The sequence below is a fragment of the Lysobacter sp. Root494 genome (assembly GCF_001427225.1).
Lineage (GTDB): Bacteria > Pseudomonadota > Gammaproteobacteria > Xanthomonadales > Xanthomonadaceae > Agrilutibacter.
Genome location: NZ_LMFH01000005.1, coordinates 1,028,542 through 1,044,855, shown reverse-complemented (window position 1 = coordinate 1,044,855; position 16,314 = coordinate 1,028,542). Strand labels below are relative to the sequence as shown.

At 63.9% G+C, this 16,314-nt stretch carries 10 protein-coding genes and 1 other RNA gene; 10 read left to right on the top strand and 1 reads right to left on the bottom strand.

What is annotated here, in order from left to right:
- Positions 1–46: 46 nt before the first annotated feature.
- The 8 genes from alr (at position 47) to ASD14_RS07990 (ending at position 10,908) form a co-directional block, all read left to right on the top strand.
- Positions 47–1,171: an alanine racemase gene (alr, locus tag ASD14_RS08020; protein ID WP_056131401.1), complete on the top strand. Its 1,125-nt coding sequence runs from the start codon at positions 47–49 to the stop codon at positions 1,169–1,171.
- Positions 1,172–1,420: 249 nt separating this feature from the next.
- Complete coding sequence (locus tag ASD14_RS08015; protein ID WP_056131398.1) at positions 1,421–3,001, top strand: S8 family serine peptidase; 1,581 nt, start codon at positions 1,421–1,423, stop codon at positions 2,999–3,001.
- 118 nt (positions 3,002–3,119) lie between these two features.
- The gene (locus tag ASD14_RS08010; RefSeq protein WP_082538816.1) at positions 3,120–4,637 is read left to right on the top strand and encodes a wax ester/triacylglycerol synthase family O-acyltransferase; all 1,518 of its coding nucleotides are present in this window, start codon (positions 3,120–3,122) and stop codon (positions 4,635–4,637) included.
- Between the two features lie 132 nt (positions 4,638–4,769).
- The gene (locus tag ASD14_RS08005) at positions 4,770–5,477 is read left to right on the top strand and encodes an OmpA family protein (RefSeq protein ID WP_157475167.1); all 708 of its coding nucleotides are present in this window, start codon (positions 4,770–4,772) and stop codon (positions 5,475–5,477) included.
- Positions 5,478–5,910: 433 nt separating this feature from the next.
- Positions 5,911–6,264: a transfer-messenger RNA gene (gene ssrA, locus ASD14_RS15710) on the top strand.
- A gap of 230 nt (positions 6,265–6,494) precedes the next feature.
- A complete protein-coding gene (xylB, locus tag ASD14_RS08000) occupies positions 6,495–8,003 on the top strand; it encodes a xylulokinase (protein WP_056131395.1) in 1,509 nt (502 codons plus the stop codon).
- Positions 8,004–8,068: 65 nt separating this feature from the next.
- Positions 8,069–9,400, top strand: a complete 1,332-nt coding sequence (gene xylA, locus ASD14_RS07995; protein WP_056131394.1) for a xylose isomerase — start codon at positions 8,069–8,071, stop codon at positions 9,398–9,400.
- Between the two features lie 50 nt (positions 9,401–9,450).
- A complete protein-coding gene (locus tag ASD14_RS07990) occupies positions 9,451–10,908 on the top strand; it encodes a sugar porter family MFS transporter (RefSeq protein ID WP_255355021.1) in 1,458 nt (485 codons plus the stop codon).
- A gap of 11 nt (positions 10,909–10,919) precedes the next feature.
- Here ASD14_RS07990 and ASD14_RS07985 read toward each other — a convergent pair whose 3' ends face one another.
- Entirely contained in the window at positions 10,920–12,011 is a 1,092-nt protein-coding gene (locus ASD14_RS07985; RefSeq protein WP_056132333.1) for a LacI family DNA-binding transcriptional regulator, read from the bottom strand.
- A 182-nt stretch (positions 12,012–12,193) separates the two neighbouring features.
- On the opposite strand from ASD14_RS07985, the gene ASD14_RS07980 reads away from it, so the two are divergent.
- Both ASD14_RS07980 and ASD14_RS07975 read left to right on the top strand, forming a co-directional pair.
- Positions 12,194–14,326, top strand: coding sequence for an alpha-glucuronidase family glycosyl hydrolase (locus ASD14_RS07980; RefSeq protein ID WP_235565335.1), 2,133 nt, complete (start codon positions 12,194–12,196; stop codon positions 14,324–14,326).
- An 80-nt stretch (positions 14,327–14,406) separates the two neighbouring features.
- Entirely contained in the window at positions 14,407–16,287 is a 1,881-nt protein-coding gene (locus ASD14_RS07975) for a sialate O-acetylesterase (protein WP_235565358.1), read from the top strand.
- Positions 16,288–16,314: the final 27 nt, after the last annotated feature.

Below are 16,314 nucleotides of genomic sequence, written 5' to 3'. Positions count from 1 at the left end.
GATTCCGGCGGTTCGACGTGAGAACACCGTGCACGAGACTCCACTGATGCCACCCGCTGTGAGCGAGCGCCCGACCCGGATCCGGGTCGACCTCGACCATCTGACGTTCAACCTGCGAAGCATCCGCTCCCACGTCGGCGTGCCGGTGATGGCGATCGTCAAGGCCAACGCCTACGGCCATGGCCTGGTGCCGGTTGCGCAGCATCTGCAGAAGCAGGGGGTTGAGCAGCTCGGCGTCGCGTTCGTCGAGGAGGGCATCGCACTGCGCCAGGCGGGCATCACCGCCCCGGTCCTCGTGCTCGGCGGCATCTTCGGTCGGCAGGTCGCGCAGTTCATCGCGCATGACCTCGAGATCACGGTTTCATCGCTGGACAAACTCCGGCAGGTGGAAGCTGCGGCGGAGGCACTGGGCCGCAAGGCGGTGATCCATCTCAAGATCGACACCGGCATGGAACGCATCGGCGTGCACAGCTATTCCGCGCGTGCGTTCATCGAAGCCGCAGTGGCGTCGCGATGGTGCGTGCTGAAGGGCATCTATTCGCATCTCGCGTGCGCGGACGATCCGCGTTCGGCGATGACCTTGCAGCAACTGGAGCGCTTCTTCGAAGCCTGCGCGCACATCGAACGCGTCGGCGCGCCGATGCCGCTACGGCATCTCGCCAATTCCGGCGGAGTGCTGCATTTCCCGGATACGCGACTCGACATGGTGCGTCCGGGAATCCTCATGTATGGCGTACTGCCGGATGCGGCTGCGCAGCGCACCATCGACGTGCGTCCGGTGATGTCGCTGGTCTCCCAGGTCGTCTACTTCAAGGTGGTCAAGGCCGGTAATCCGGTCAGCTATGGCGCGACCTGGGCGCCGTCGCGCGACACGCGCGTGGTGACGGTTCCGATCGGCTATGGGGACGGCTATCCGCGCGCCCTTTCATCGCGAGGGGAAGTGCTCATCCGCGCGCATCGCTATCCGATCGTGGGGCGCGTGTGCATGGATCAGTTCATGGTCGACATCGGCCAGGACAGCGCCTGGAACGAGGACGAAGTGGTGTTGATCGGCTCGCAGGACGGCAACACGATCACCGCCGAGAATCTGGCGCAGGCCGCGGGGATCATCCCTTACGAAGTGCTGGTCGGCTTGAACGAACGCATTCCGCGGGAATATTCCGGCGGTTGACCACGGACTGGCTGGATAACTCAGCCTCCTGGACGTGCACAAGCTGACGGATCAGCACGCCCGGACACGCAAAAAGGTACAGACGGCCCAATCCTTTCCACGACCTTTCTCATGTCGTGTGTGCAATGACGCCATCCTCACGCTGCGAGGAGATGCTTGCACGGCGCCTGCAGAGCCCCGCCGCCCCGCGAGACCTTGTCGGCGCCAGTCCGCCGATGGCGGTTCGTCCATATGCATGGGGTGTCTGAAATGAAGCAGAAATCGCTTGTAACAGCGCTGGCTGCCAGCCTGGCGTTGATGTTCGCAGCGGCTGCAACCGTATCCACCGCCGCCGCTCCGCCGGAACGTGTGTTGATCAAGTTCAAGAACGGTGGCAAGACCGCCGTGCAGGCCGAACTGCGCCGCGCCAACGCGCAGACGCACTACACCTTCGACAACATCGGCGTTATCGCCGCATCGGTACCGGCGCAGGCGTTGAAGGGGCTGCGCAACAATCCGAACGTCGAATTCGTCGAGCCGGACCAGATCCGCCGGCCTACCGCACAGCAACTTCCCTATGGCATCGACATGGTGCAGGCGCGGGACATCTGGGATGCGAATCGCGACGACCAGATCGACGCAGGGGCGCCGACGGGCGAAGGCATCAAGGTCTGTGTGATCGATTCCGGCCTCTACGCGAATCACGAGGACTTCCAGGGTGTCCGGATCGATGGTGGTTTTCCGGCTGGCAAATGGAATCATGACAATTGCGGCCACGGTACCCACGTCGCGGGAACGATCGCGGCGGCGAACAACAACACCGGCGTGGTGGGTGTGAGCCCCGGCAAGGTCTCGTTGTTCATCGTGAAGGTCTTCGGCAACGACGTGCAGACCAACTGCGTCTGGACCTTTTCGTCCCTGCTCATCGATGCGGCGAATCGCTGCCACGATGCAGGTGCCAAGGTGATCAACATGAGCCTGGGTGGCGAAGCAAGCAAGAGCGAAGAGATGGTATTCCGTTCGCTGGAGAAACGCGGCGTTCTCAGCATCGCTGCAGCGGGTAACCACGGCCTTCCGACCGCCTCAGTGGATGCCTATCACTATCCGGCTTCATACGACAGCGTGATGCAGGTCGCCGCTATCGACAACGACAAGAGGCTGGCGGGCTTCTCGGCCAAGAACGACCAGACCGAAATCGCCGCGCCGGGCGTCGCCGTGCTCAGTACGTATTCCCTGGGTCCGGCCGCTCCCGTGGTCTCGGATGGCGCTTCCTATCCCGCCATTCCAATGACGAACTCGTACGTGGGTAGCGCGACGGCGGCACTGGTCGATGGAGGAACCTGTAACACCGCGTTGCCCGCCAACGATCCGAGCTGGCAGGGAAAGGTGGTGCTATGCCAGCGTGGCGCGGCTGGATTCATCGTGAAGGCGCAGAACGTCGCGGCCGGCGGCGGCGTAGCGGCAGTCATCTACAACAACGTCGCCGGCGATCTGAACGGCACGCTCGGTACGGATCTGGCCGTCATTCCGGCCATCCCGGTGGTTGGCGTAACTCAGGCGAGCGGCGTCGACCTGCAAGCCAACCACCTGGGCGATTCCACGACCGTCAATACGCAGCTGCCACTCGACTACAACGGTTATGCGTTCCTCAATGGCACGTCGATGGCTACGCCGCATGTGTCTGGCGTGGCGGCATTGATCTGGAGCGCCAATCCGTCGTGGACCAACCGGCAGATCCGCGAAGCGTTGGATTCGACCGCGCAGGATCTTGGTGCCCCTGGCTACGACACCAGCTTCGGCTGGGGGTTGGTCCAGGCCAAAGCCGCGTTGGACGAACTGCAAAGCCACTAAACCTTGTCGTGCCGCAAGCAAAAGCCCGGCAACGCGTCGGGCTTTTGTCATCTGCGATTCCGCGTTGACGCTGTTCACACCTGCGTGATTCACTCGCGCAAGGCGAACGGAGAACTGCATGGCCACCGCGCGATCGCACAAGGGCACCGTCAAGGAACGTGCGAAGCGGATTCGCGCCACGCGGCGCGAGCCGATGGCGAAGGTGGATACCGCCTGGCTGCGCATGGAGCGGCCCACCAATCCGATGATGATCACCGGCGTGCTGATGTTCGCCGAGGCCATGTCGGTCGCGGATCTTCGCCGCGTCATCAAGCAGCGCTGGCTCGCCTATCGCCGCTTCCGCCAGAAGGCCGTGGATACCGCGTCCGGTGCGTTCTGGCAGACCGACAACGATCTCGATCTGGACTGGCACGTGCAACTCACCGCCTTGCCGGGCAGGGGAGGCAAGCGCTCGCTCGAACGCCTCGCAAGCCAGCTCGCATCCACTCCGCTCGATACCGGTCGCCCGCTGTGGCAGTTCCACCTGGTCGAACGTTATGACGGTGGTTCGGCGCTCATCGCCCGCATCCACCACAGCTATGCCGATGGCATCGCGCTGGTGCAGGTGCTGCTCTCGCTGACCGACACCACACGGGAGCCCGCCAAGGGCAGCAACCTGCAACAGGCCTGGCTGAAACAGGACGGGGTGGAGGTCGCGCGCCGGGTCGGCGCGGCCGAGCGTTACATGAAGCTCGGCACGAAGGTCGTCGAGAAGGGCATGGAGATGTACCGCGATCCGACATTGGCTGCAGTGCTGGCGAAGGAGGGCGGCGAGATCGGCCGTGAGCTGCTCCACGCGGTGACGCTGCCGGACGATCCGCCGTCGCTGCTGCGCGGCCGCCTCGGCGTCAGCAAGCGCGTCGCATGGGCCGAGCCGCTCGACCTCGAAGAAGTCAAAGCGGTCGGGCGCGCATGCGAGTGCACGGTCAACGACGTGCTCATGGCGACCGCGGCGGGTGCGTTGCGCCAGTACATGATCGAGCGCGGCGACAACGTCGACGGCCTGACTCTGCGCGCGACGGTCCCGGTCAACCTGCGGCCGCTGGAACACGCCAGGAAGCTCGGCAACCACTTCGGTCTGGTCTTCCTCGAATTGCCGGTAGGTGAGGGGAATCCCATTCGCCGGGTCGAGCGCGTCGCAGAATGCATGAATGGCCTGAAGAATTCACGACAAGCTATTGTTTCATTTGGCCTTCTTGCCGCGCTTGGCATGGCGCCAACCGCGGTCCAGAGCCTCGCCCTCGATCTCTTCAGCCGCAAGGCAACAGTCGTGGCGACCAATGTTCCGGGACCGCCGCAAACGCTTTACATGGCGGGGTGCGCGCTCCGCGAGATGATGTTCTGGGTGCCCCAGACCGGCTCGATCGGGGTCGGAATTTCCATCCTCAGCTATAACGGCCGCGTGCATTTCGGCCTGATCGCCGATGCCAAGCTGATTCCCGATCCGGACAGCGTCATCCAGCGCTTCGGCAGCGAATTCGACAAGCTGCTGTACCTGTCGCTGATGAGCGATTGGGATGCCCGGCTCGATGGGTATTCGGCCGATGCGCTACTTTCCGAGGAGACGCGGCGGGCCATCGATTTCCTCGTCAGCTAGTTCGCTCCTGGGCCGTTCCTGCAAGGGGGGGGCATTCGTCACCTGTTGGCAACGTTTGCGCGATTACGTTCAGCCCTGTTCATGTACGAGCTGCCATCGTTCGCCGCCGCAGGTACCCACCAGGAGGAAGGAATGAATATGCAACGCAAGCTGATCGCCGCCGCCGCACTGTCCACGTTGCTCGCTGCCTGCGCCACGCAGGGTGGCGGGTATTACGGTTCGCAGCCGAGCCAGCAGCCGCAGCCGGCCGGCGAGCAGACCGGCATGAGCAAGACCAAGAAAGGCGCCCTGATCGGTGCTGCCGTAGGTGCAGTTGCTGGCTTGCTGAGTGGCGACGATGCAACCGAACGCCGCCAGCGCGCGCTGGTAGGTGCAGGCGTGGGCGGTTTGACCGGTGGTGCCATCGGCAACTACCAGGACCGCCAGGAACGTGCGCTGCGTGAGCGCATGGCAGGCACCGGGGTCGACGTGGTCCGCACGGGCGACAACATCACCCTGAACATGCCGGGCAACATCACGTTCGCCTTCAACGATGCCAGCCTGCAGTCGCAGTTCTACCCGGTGCTCGACGACGTCGCCCGTACCTTGACCGAGTACAACCAGACCGTGGTCGAAGTCGCCGGCCATACCGACAGCGTCGGCAGCGATGCCTATAACCAGGAGCTCTCGGTACGCCGTGCCAACTCCGTGGCCGCTTACCTGCAGAGCCATGGCGTGATGCAGCAGCGCCTGATCACGGTCGGCGCGGGCGAGTCGCGCCCAGTCACCAGCAACGACACCGAGGCAGGCCGGGCGCAGAACCGTCGCGTGGAAATCACCCTGGTGCCGGTCCGCGGCTGATTGCCGGTGAGCAACAGGACGAACGGGGCGGGTGACCGCCCCGTTGTTTCGGTTCTTCGCGGACTTCGCGCCGGCCATTTTCTCCAGAAAATCGAGCGCCCGTAAGCACCGGCAGCGTCAAGATCGCGGGCAACAACGCGAGCAGTAGCGCGAAGTAGCCAGGTCGCTGCGCCGATGACCGCGGCAATGAACAGCGAAGCGGCCGTTGATTCCGCCACCGTCATGATCGCGGGCACAGAAGCCGGCGGGACGCTGCTTCGCGCTCGAAGCCAATGACGCCGCCACGCCATCGCCGACGCTGCCGGCTGCGTGAATACAGCCGGCGGGGAGTGCGTTTTTCACACTGAATTCCGGCTGTTTCGCGGCTTCGGAACGCTTGTGATCCCAGGCCGTGACCCTATACTGGCGAGGTCGAACGTTTTTGACTGTCCCCGGGGGTGCACTGGCTTCGACGGGGGTCGCAAAGTCGCTTGGCGCATGCCGAGGGGGTAGCTTTCCTCGTAAATCCAGCTGCAAAACTCTAGTTGCCAACGACGACAACTACGCTCTCGCCGCTTAAGGCGTAAGCCCCGAAACTGCCTGTGTCCGTGCTAGCAGCGTAGGGTCATCATCACGGAATCGCTGGAAGTGGCTGCCTGTCAGCTTCTGGTCAACCTAAAGCAGGCTGGTCCCCGGATGCGCTTCGCGCACCGTGCTGTCCGGGGACGAGATCCAACGGTGAGCTAAGCATGTAGTGCCGGGGATGGAGTGCCTTCGGACGGGGGTTCAATTCCCCCCACCTCCACCAGATCAAGCCGGAACCTCTCCAGGTTCCGGCTTTTTTTGTGCCTTATGTTGGAGCGCGCCGGGCGGACGCTGCGTATTCCGCACCGCAGCAAGTCTTTTTTTGGAGCGATGCTACAGTTCGGCCGTCCAGCGTCCGGCTTCGCATGCCATGAGCACAAGAGTTCCACCCGGTGGTTCTTTTTTTAGCCCGCCAAATGGTAGCGCTAACTTATATCCAGTGATGGAAAGCGTATGACGCTGTTTATCGGACTGGATGTGGGCACGCAGAGCGTGAAGCTGGTCGCCTATGACCCGCGGACGCGGACTGTCGTGGCGACGTTCGGCCAACCGCTTGAACTGATTGCACGCGAGGACGGCAGTCGCGAGCAGGAAGCAGGCTGGTGGATCGACGCGATCCGCGCCTGTTTCGCCAAGCTCGATTCATCTCAACGCGCACGCGTCATCGCGATTGGCGTGTCCGGCCAGCAGCATGGTTTCGTTCCAGTGGACGCCGAAGGCCAGGTATTGGCGCCCGCCAAGTTGTGGTGCGACACGAGCACGCAGACCGAATGCGACCTGATCATGCAGGCTGCAGGTGGTGTGTCGCGCTGCATCGAACTGGCAGGCAATCCGATCCTGGCCGGCTACACGGCCTCGAAGCTGCCGTGGACGCGCGCGCATCGTCCTGAGGCATACGCGAAGCTCGCCGCGATCCTGCTTCCGCACGATTACGTCAACTACTGGCTCACCGGCGAGCGCTGGATGGAATGCGGCGATGCGTCGGGCACGGGCTGGCTGGACGTGCGCGCACGCCAGTGGTCGCGCGATCTGCTGTCCGCGACCGACAGGGAAAACGACCTCGGCGCCTACCTGCCGGCGTTGGCCGAAGCCGATGCGAGCTTCCGCATCGATCCCGCCATCGCCGACGAACTCGGCGTGCCGCGCGACGTGCTCGTCAGTGCCGGCGGCGGCGACAACATGATGGCGGCGATCGGCACGGGCAATGTGGAACCGGGCGTGCTGAGCATGAGCCTGGGCACGTCGGGCACCTTGTTTGCTTATGCCGATCGCCCGGTCGTCGACGAACAGGCCGGCTGGGCCGCGTTCTGTTCGTCCACCGGCGGCTGGCTGCCGCTGATCTGCACGATGAACTGCACGGTCGCGACCGAAACGGTGGCGAAGACGTTCGGTTTCAGCACGCGCGAAGGCGAAACGGTAATGGTCGGCACGAAGCCGGGTGCCGATGGGCTGGTGATGCTGCCGTTCTTGAACGGCGAGCGCACGCCCGACCTGCCGCATGCGCGCGGCGCGCTGTTCGGCATGGACGCGAACAATCTGTCGCGCGGCAATATCTATCGCGCGGCGATGGAAGGCGCGACTTACGCGTTGCGCAATGGCTTCGATTCCCTGAAGGCCGCGGGCATGCAGTTCACCGCGATCCGCCTCACTGGCGGTGGCAGCAACAGTCCCGCGTGGCGGCAGATGGTCGCCGACGTCTTCGAATTGCCGGTTGCCGTCCCCGAACAGAGCGAGGGCGCCGCGTTCGGCGCCGCGCTGCAGGCGCTGTGGGCGCACGACCACGCCAACGGCGGAACACAGGACATCGCAGCGATCGCACGCGGGCACGTGCGCGTCGACGACACGCTTTCGGCCACGCCCGATCCGCAAACCAATGCGGCCTATCGCGGCGCGTATCGCGAGTTCCTTCGCTATCTCGATGCAGCAAAACAACTTTACGGCAGTCCGGCAGGCGCGAGGTAAGCGCCGATTTCATCTACCGCGTTTTCCGTCCAGCGCGTCCCACGTCCAAAAAGAGTCTCCAGACCATGACCACTCCCTTCATCGGCTCCCGCGAATATTTCCCCGGCATCGACCGCATCCCGTTCGAAGGTCCCGCCTCCGACAACGCGCTGGCGTTCAAGCGCTATGACGCCAATAAGAAAATCGGCAACAAGACGATGGCCGAACACCTGCGCTATGCCGTGTGCTACTGGCATACGTTCACGAACGCGGGCCATGACCCGTTCGGTCCGGGGACGCGCCGTTTTCCGTGGGAAGCCGGATCGCCGATGGCCACGTGCGAAGCCAAAGTCGACGCCGCGTTCGAGTTCTTCACCAAGCTCGGCGTGCCGTACTACTGCTTCCATGACATCGACCTCGCGCCCGACGCGGAAGACATCGGCGAGTACGAGAAGAACCTGAAACACATGGTCGCCATGGCCAAGGAACGCCAGCAGGCCACCGGCGTGAAGCTGCTGTGGGGCACGGCCAATCTCTTCAGCCACCCGCGATACATGAACGGCGCGGCGACCAATCCGGACTTCAACGTCGTCGCACGCGCGGCCGTGCAGGTGAAGGCGGCGCTCGATGCCACGGTCGAACTTGGTGGCGAGAACTACGTATTTTGGGGCGGCCGCGAAGGTTATGCCACGCTGCACAACACGAACATGAAATGCGAGCTCGACCACTTCGCGCGCTTCCTCACGCTGGCGCGCGACTACGGCCGCAGCATTGGTTTCAAGGGCAGCTTCTTCATCGAACCCAAGCCGATGGAGCCGATGAAGCACCAGTACGATTTCGACAGCGCGACGGTTGCGGGCTTCCTCAAGCAGCATGGCCTGGAAAAGGACTTCAAGCTCAACATCGAAGCCAACCACGCCACCTTGTCGGGCCACACCTTCGAGCACGACCTGCAGGTCGCTTCCGACCAGGGGCTGCTCGGCAGCATCGATGCGAACCGCGGCAACGCGCAGAACGGCTGGGATACCGACCAGTTCCCCACCGATCTCTACGACACCGTGGGCGCGATGATGGTGGTGCTGCGCCAAGGCGGTCTCGTCGGTGGTCTGAACTTCGATGCGAAGGCGCGCCGCGAATCGACCGACATGGAAGACCTCTTCATTGCGCACGTCGGCGGCATGGATGCATTCGCTCATGGCCTCGAAGTCGCGCACGCATTGCTCACGCAGTCGCCGTGGGAACAGTGGCGCGCGGAGCGTTACTCGAGCTTCGGCAGCGGCAAGGGCAAGGACTTCGCCGACGGCAAGCTTTCCTTCGCAGACCTGCGCGAGCTCGCAGTGAAGAACGGTGAGCCGAAACAGATCAGCGGCAAGCAGGAGCGCTACGAAAACCTGCTCAACCAGTATCTGTTGCGCTGAGCGTCATCACTTCGGGCAAGAACCGGCATTCGCGCACGCGAATGCCTCCTTTGGCAGAGACGGGGAGCACGGGAATGAACACCACTGCTATCGAAAGCGTTGCGCCTGCGATTAGTGCCGAGAACACCCGCTTCATCATCCTGATCAGTTGCGTCGCCACCATCGGTGGCTTCCTGTTCGGCTTCGACAGTGGCGTGATAAACGGCACCGTGGATGGCCTCAGGCAGGCCTTCCAGTCCAGTTCCGCAGGCGTTGGCTTCGAGGTGGCTTCGATGCTGCTGGGCTGCGCGATCGGCGCGTTCTTCGCCGGCCGACTGGCGGACCTGTGGGGACGCCGCACGGTGCTGATCATCTCCGCGGTGCTGTTCCTGCTTTCGTCGCTCGGTGCGGGTGCCGCGCATTCGTCGCTGTTCTTCATCGCCGCGCGCGTGCTCGGCGGATTCGCGGTTGGTGCCGCCAGCGTGATGTCGCCGGCGTACATTGCCGAAGTCGCGCCCGCGCGCTATCGCGGACGGCTGGCGACAGTGCAGCAGATCGCGATCATCGGCGGACTGTTCGCTGCATTCCTCAGCAACTACCTGCTGGCGAAGACTGCGGGTGCATCGACCGAAGCCTTGTGGGCGGGGCAACAGGCGTGGCGCTGGATGTTCTGGATGATGGCCATTCCGTCGCTGCTGTTCCTCGTGTTGTTACTGATCATTCCGGAAAGCCCTCGCTACCTCGTAGTGAAGAAGCAGAAGGTGCGCGCGCTGGCAGTGCTGACGCAGCTGTATGGCGCGGCCGAGGCACAGGCCAAGCTGGGCGAGATCGACGCCTCGCTGTCGGCCGACCACCATCGTCCCAAGCTGTCCGACCTCATCAACAAGGCCACCGGCAAGGTTCGTCCGATCGTGTGGATCGGCATGGGGCTGGCGACGTTCCAGCAGCTGGTCGGCATCAACGTCGTCTTCTATTACGGCGCGGTGCTGTGGCAGGCCGTCGGCTTTTCCGAAAGCGACGCTCTGCTGATCAATGTGCTTTCAGGTGCACTGAGCATCGGCGCGTGCCTGGTGACCGTGATGCTGATCGACCGCATCGGCCGCAAGCCATTGCTGTGGTTCGGTTCGATCGGCATGGCGATCACGCTGGCGCTGGTGACGGGGGCTTTCGCGTCGGCCTCGCTGGATGCGAACGGCAAGCTGGTGTTGTCCGACTCGATGGGCGTGCTCGCGCTCGTCGCCGCCAACGTCTACGTGATCTTCTTCAACATGTCCTGGGGGCCGGTGATGTGGGTGATGCTGGGCGAGATGTTCCCCAACCAGATCCGCGGTTCGGGGCTCGCCGTTGCCGGCGCTGCGCAGTGGACGTCGAACTTCCTGATCACGGTGACGTTTCCGGTCCTGCTCGCGAGCATTGGCCTTGCCGGCGCTTACGGCATCTACACCGTCGCTGCGGCGATTTCGGTGTTCTTCGTCCTGCACTACGTCTACGAGACGAAAGGCAGGGAGCTGGAGCAGATGGAGGGCTGATGCGGTCCGGATCAGCCCTGCGCGTCGGTCTTCGCAGGACGAGCGACGGAATCGCGCCTGACCAGTTCGTGGCCGATCACATGATCGACCACGAGTCGCGTGTCGCGATCCCGCTCGCGGATGCCGCGCAGCAGGATGTCGATGGCCGAATCCGCCATCGAAGCGACCGGCTGGCGGATCGTGGTGAGTTCGGGCCACACCGTCGTCGCCGCAGAGGTGTCGTCGAAGCCGACCACCGACAGGTCGCGAGGCACATCGAGTCCGCGACGGTGCGCGACCGAGATCACCGCTGCCGCCATGTCGTCGTTGCTGGCGAAGATCGCGGTCGGAGGGTTCGCATGCGACAGCAGTTTTTCCGCGGCTTCGAGTCCCGAGCGATAGGTGAAGTAGCCCTGCTCGATGAGCGATTCGTCGGACGGGATCGCGGCCTTGGCCAGCGCGGCATGGAAGCCCTGCAGGCGCAGCGCGCTTCCCGCATGGCTCGGATGGCCCTTGATGTAACCGATCCGCGTGTGCCCCTGCTCGATCAGATGGGTAGTGATGTCCTTGCTTGCGCGGAAGTCGTCGATGCGCACGTGCGACATCTTTTCGCCGAAACCTCCCGCATCGCCGGGACCGCCGGACGCGAGCGCGACCACGACCACGCCAGCATCGATCAGCTCGGAGATGACGACCTCGGATTCGCACAGCGGCGGTGGCAGTATCACGCCGGCGACGCTGCGGGCGAGGGTACGCGCGGCCTCGCGGTCGGCAGTGACATCGTGATCGTCCCACGCGTCAACAACCAGCTGCGCGGCGGTGCGAGCCGCACCACGCAGGGCACCGACCAGCAATTCGCTCAGGAAAGCCGTACTGGGGTTGGTGTAGATCAGCGCGATGCGCGTGCCCGACGCAGCGGCGAGTGCGCGCGCGGCGAGGTTCGGCGCGTAGCCCAGTTCCTGCACGGCACGCATGACCCGCTCGCGGGTCGACTCGCGCACCTTGCCGTGGCCGTTGACGACGCGCGACACGGTCATCGGCGAAACGTTGGCCTGCCTGGCGACTTCGTCGATGGTGACGGCGTGGCCCCGCTTGCGGCGGATCGATTGCCTGTTCTTGTCCAAGGTTCGTTCCTTCGGATGGCCGGTGATGACGCTCGCAACATGCAGTCGATGATCCAACTGCCCCGCGAGTCACCATCCGACGGGATCCCGCATCGGATATGAATCCTGTCCCGATGTTACCGGCAACGGATCGATCCGGGGAGAACCAGCGCCGTGGCCGCTGGGATGCGCTCCTGGCTTTCGTGTTGTCTGCGACCTTGTGCCTTGCCGTACCCAGCGCCCATGCGGAAGACGGCTACGAACTGTGGCTGCGCTATAAGCCAATCGAAGCGAGTCGCGCGGACGAATACCGCGCGCATACCGCAGAACTGGTCGCGCCGGCACTGACACCCACCCAGCGTGTCACGCGTGAGGAGCTGCAGCGCGGCCTGCAGGGACTGTCAGGTCACGTGCCCCGCGCTTCTGAGCGCATTGCCAGCGAAGGCGCGATCGTCGTGGGCACGCCAGCTTCGTCGAGGACCATTGCTGACTTCAGGCAGGATCTCTCGGGTCTGGGCCGCGAGGGCTACATCATCCGCGGCATCCACAGTAGAGGGCACGCCGCAACGATGATTGCGGCCAACGAAGACATCGGCGCGCTGTACGGCGCCTTCCACTTCCTGCGCCTGCTGCAGACCCGCCAGTCGCTGCGCGACCTCGACATACGCGAAGCACCGAAGGTGAAGCTGCGCGTACTCGACCACTGGGACAACCTGGATCGCAGCGTCGAGCGCGGTTACGCCGGCGCATCGATATGGGACTGGCACAAGCTGCCCGGCTGGCGCGATCCGCGTTACACCGATTACGCGCGTGCCAACGCCTCCATCGGCATCAACGGCACGGTGCTCAACAACGTCAATTCGAACGCGCTGATCCTCACGCCGATGTACCTGGAGAAGGTGAAGGCGCTTGCGGACGTGTTCCGGCCCTGGGGCATTCGCGTGTACCTGAGCGCGCACTTCAGTGCGCCTACGGAAATCGGCGGACTGAAGACGGCCGATCCGCTCGATCCCGAAGTACGCAAATGGTGGAAGGAGAAAGCAGCGGAGATCTACCGCTATGTTCCCGACTTCGGCGGCTTCCTGGTCAAGGCGAACTCGGAAGGCCAGCCGGGCCCGCAGGACTACGGGCGCACCCACGCCGATGGCGCCAACATGCTGGCCGACGCGCTTGCGCCCCATGGCGGCGTGGTGATGTGGCGCGCGTTCGTCTACTCGCACGAGCAGCCGGACGATCGTGCAAAGCAGGCGTATGACGAATTCGTGCCGCTCGACGGAAAGTTCCGCGACAACGTGATCGTGCAGGTGAAGAACGGCGCGATCGACTTCCAGCCGCGAGAACCATTCCATCCGCTGTTCGGCGTGATGGCGAAGACGCCATTGATGATGGAGTTCCAGATCACGAAGGAATACCTCGGCTTCGCCACGCACCTAGCCTATCTCGGGCCCTTGTACGAGGAAACGCTGAAATCGGATACATGGGCGAAGGGCAGGGGTTCCACCGTCGCGAAGGTGATCGATGGCTCGCTGCATGCTCACAAACTTACCGGCATGGCGGGCGTGGCGAACATTGGGGTCGACCGCAACTGGAGCGGCTCGCATTTCGACCAGGCCAACTGGTACGTCTTCGGGCGCATGGCCTGGAATCCGGAAGCTTCTTCGCAACGGATCGCGAACGACTGGGTGCGGATGACGTTCTCGAACGATCCCGCCGTCGTTGAACCCGTCGTCGACATGATGATGGCCTCGCGGGAGGCGGTAGTGGATTACATGACTCCGCTCGGTTTGCACCATCTGATGGGTCGAGGTCATCACTACGGTCCGGGGCCGTGGGTCGAAGGCGGTCCGCGCGCCGACTGGACTTCGGTGTACTACCACCGCGCGGACCGCAACGGGATCGGTTTCGATCGCAGTGTTACCGGCAGCAATGCGGTCGCCCAGTACTCGCCACCGGTGGCCGCGGAGTTCGGCGACGTGAAGCGCGTTCCGGAGAAATGCCTGCTCTGGTTCCACCACGTTCCCTGGAATTACCCGACCCGGTCGGGGCGCCCGTTATGGGACGAACTCGTGCACCGCTATACGCATGGCGTGGATGAAGTGAAGCGGATGCGCGGTACATGGGCCGGACTGGAGGGCCGAGTCGATCCCGAACGTTTCGAACAGATCGCTGCGTTCCTGAGCATCCAGCAGAAGGAGGCGCAGTGGTGGCGTGACGCCAGCATCGCGTACTGGCAGAGCATCAATGGGCTGCCTCTTCCCGCCGGTTACGAGCAGCCGGCGCAGTCACTCGAGTTCTACAAAGCGCTGGAATTTCCACACGCGCCGGGGAATGGTTGATGGAGTGGGTGAGGAAACACTTGCTTGCCGTGGGACTGCTGCTAACGCTGGCATTCGCGCCGTGGGCACAGGCCGCTGACATGCCGTTGCTGCACGAAATGTTTCAGGATCACGCGGTATTGCAGCGCGATCAGCCGATCCGGATCTGGGGCGACGCGCAACCCGGCGCCGAGGTTTCTATTTCGCTCGCCGGTAAAACCGCCAAGGCGCGCGCGAATTCCGAAGGTCGCTGGCAGGCACAACTGCCGGCGTTGAAAGCAGGCGGCCCGTACACGCTCAGCGCTCGCTCCGGTGCCACAACACAGACGGCTGACGACATCCTCATCGGCGACGTGTGGCTGTGTTCCGGGCAGTCGAACATGGAACTGCAGGTCAAGCGCACGCTGGATTCCCGTGCCGAGATCGAAGGCGCGAACAACGATCGCATCCGCATGCTCAAGGTCGGGCAGAAGGAAAGCGTAGCGCCGCTCACGCACTTCGCGATCCCGGTGCAATGGGAGAAGACAACGCGGCAGACCGCGCCGGAATTTTCCGCCGCCTGCTACTACTTCGCACGCGAGTTGCAGAAGACCATCGACGTGCCGATGGGGCTGATCAATTCTTCTTGGGGCGGCGCGCGGATCGAAACCTGGATCAGCGCTGCTTCACTGCGCAAGCTCGGTGCTTACGACGATGCTCTCGACGTACTAGCGCAGTACGCAACCGATAGACCAGCCGCGACTGCAACCTGGGGCGAAGCGTGGGCCAGATGGTGGCGTGAACGCCCTGGTGTTGACCCCGGCGACGAGCCGTGGCGCATGGATTACGTGCCCGGCAAGGAGTGGCGCGCGGCACCGCGCGAACTCGGCGCGTGGGAAACATGGGGCGTGCCGGAGCTCGCTTCGTTCAACGGCATGCTGTGGTATCGCACGACACTGAAGCTGAGCGCGGAGCAGGCCGCGCAGGACGCGGTGCTGGAACTCGGCACCGTCGACGAGATCGACATGACCTGGGTCAACGGGCGCGGCGTCGGGAGCGCCTATATTGGCGAGCAGCGCGCCTATCCGCTGCCGCGCGGATGGCTGAAGGCGGGCGACAACGTGCTCGTAGTCAATGCGCTCGACACCTATGTCGATGGCGGTATCACCGGCCCGTCTTCGTCGCGCGTGTTGCGCTTCGCGGATGGTTCGACGGTGCCGCTGGATGGCGCGTGGCAGTACCGCATCGTTTCCGCCAGCGTGGGCTCGCCGCCACTCGCACCGTGGATGTCCGCTTCGGGCAAGACGACGCTGTACAACGGCATGATCGCGCCCCTGGTTGGTTATGGCCTGCGCGGGGCGCTGTGGTACCAGGGCGAATCCAACACCGGCGATCCGGCCGCGTATCGCGAACTGCTGCGCACCTACCGCGACGACCTGCGCGCGCACTTCGGCAAGGATCTGCCATTGCTCCTGGTGCAACTGGCGAACTACGGCACGCCGCCGACGAAGCCGGGCGAAAGCGGTTGGGCCGCACTGCGCGAAGTGCAGCGTGCCGTCGCGGCGGAAGACGCGCGTACCGGGCTGGCGGTCGCCATCGACATCGGCGATCGCTACGACATCCATCCCGCCAACAAACAGGAACTCGGACGCCGGCTTGCGCGCGCAGCGCGGAATGTCGTGTTCGGCGAAAGGATTGCGGAGTCCGGGCCCGTGGCGTTGTCCACGAAACGCCAGGGCGATGCAGTTGAAGTGCGCTTTGGCGAGGTAAGCGGTGGTCTGGTCGCCTATGGCGCGGATGGTCCGATCGGCTTCGAACTGTGTGGCGCCGAAGCGGGCTCGTGCCGTTACGCAGAGGCACAGATCCGCAACGATGTCGTGCTGCTGCGTGCACTGGTAACGAATCCGACACGCGTACGCCATGCGTGGGCGGACAGTCCCATCGTCACCTTGTTCGACGGGATGGGCCTGCCTGCTGGTCCGTTCGAACTTCCTATCGAATAATCATTACGCGCGAGCCTTCCCCATGAG

Bases quoted from the DNA above. Each gene is read 5' to 3' on its own strand.
- alr (WP_056131401.1), top strand. From the start codon at position 47: ATGCCACCCGCTGTGAGCGAGCGCCCGACCCGGATCCGGGTCGACCTC.
- ASD14_RS08015 (WP_056131398.1), top strand. From the start codon at position 1,421: ATGAAGCAGAAATCGCTTGTAACAGCGCTGGCTGCCAGCCTGGCGTTG.
- ASD14_RS08010 (WP_082538816.1), top strand. From the start codon at position 3,120: ATGGCCACCGCGCGATCGCACAAGGGCACCGTCAAGGAACGTGCGAAG.
- ASD14_RS08005 (WP_157475167.1), top strand. From the start codon at position 4,770: ATGAATATGCAACGCAAGCTGATCGCCGCCGCCGCACTGTCCACGTTG.
- xylB (WP_056131395.1), top strand. From the start codon at position 6,495: ATGACGCTGTTTATCGGACTGGATGTGGGCACGCAGAGCGTGAAGCTG.
- xylA (WP_056131394.1), top strand. From the start codon at position 8,069: ATGACCACTCCCTTCATCGGCTCCCGCGAATATTTCCCCGGCATCGAC.
- ASD14_RS07975 (WP_235565358.1), top strand. From the start codon at position 14,407: ATGCCGTTGCTGCACGAAATGTTTCAGGATCACGCGGTATTGCAGCGC.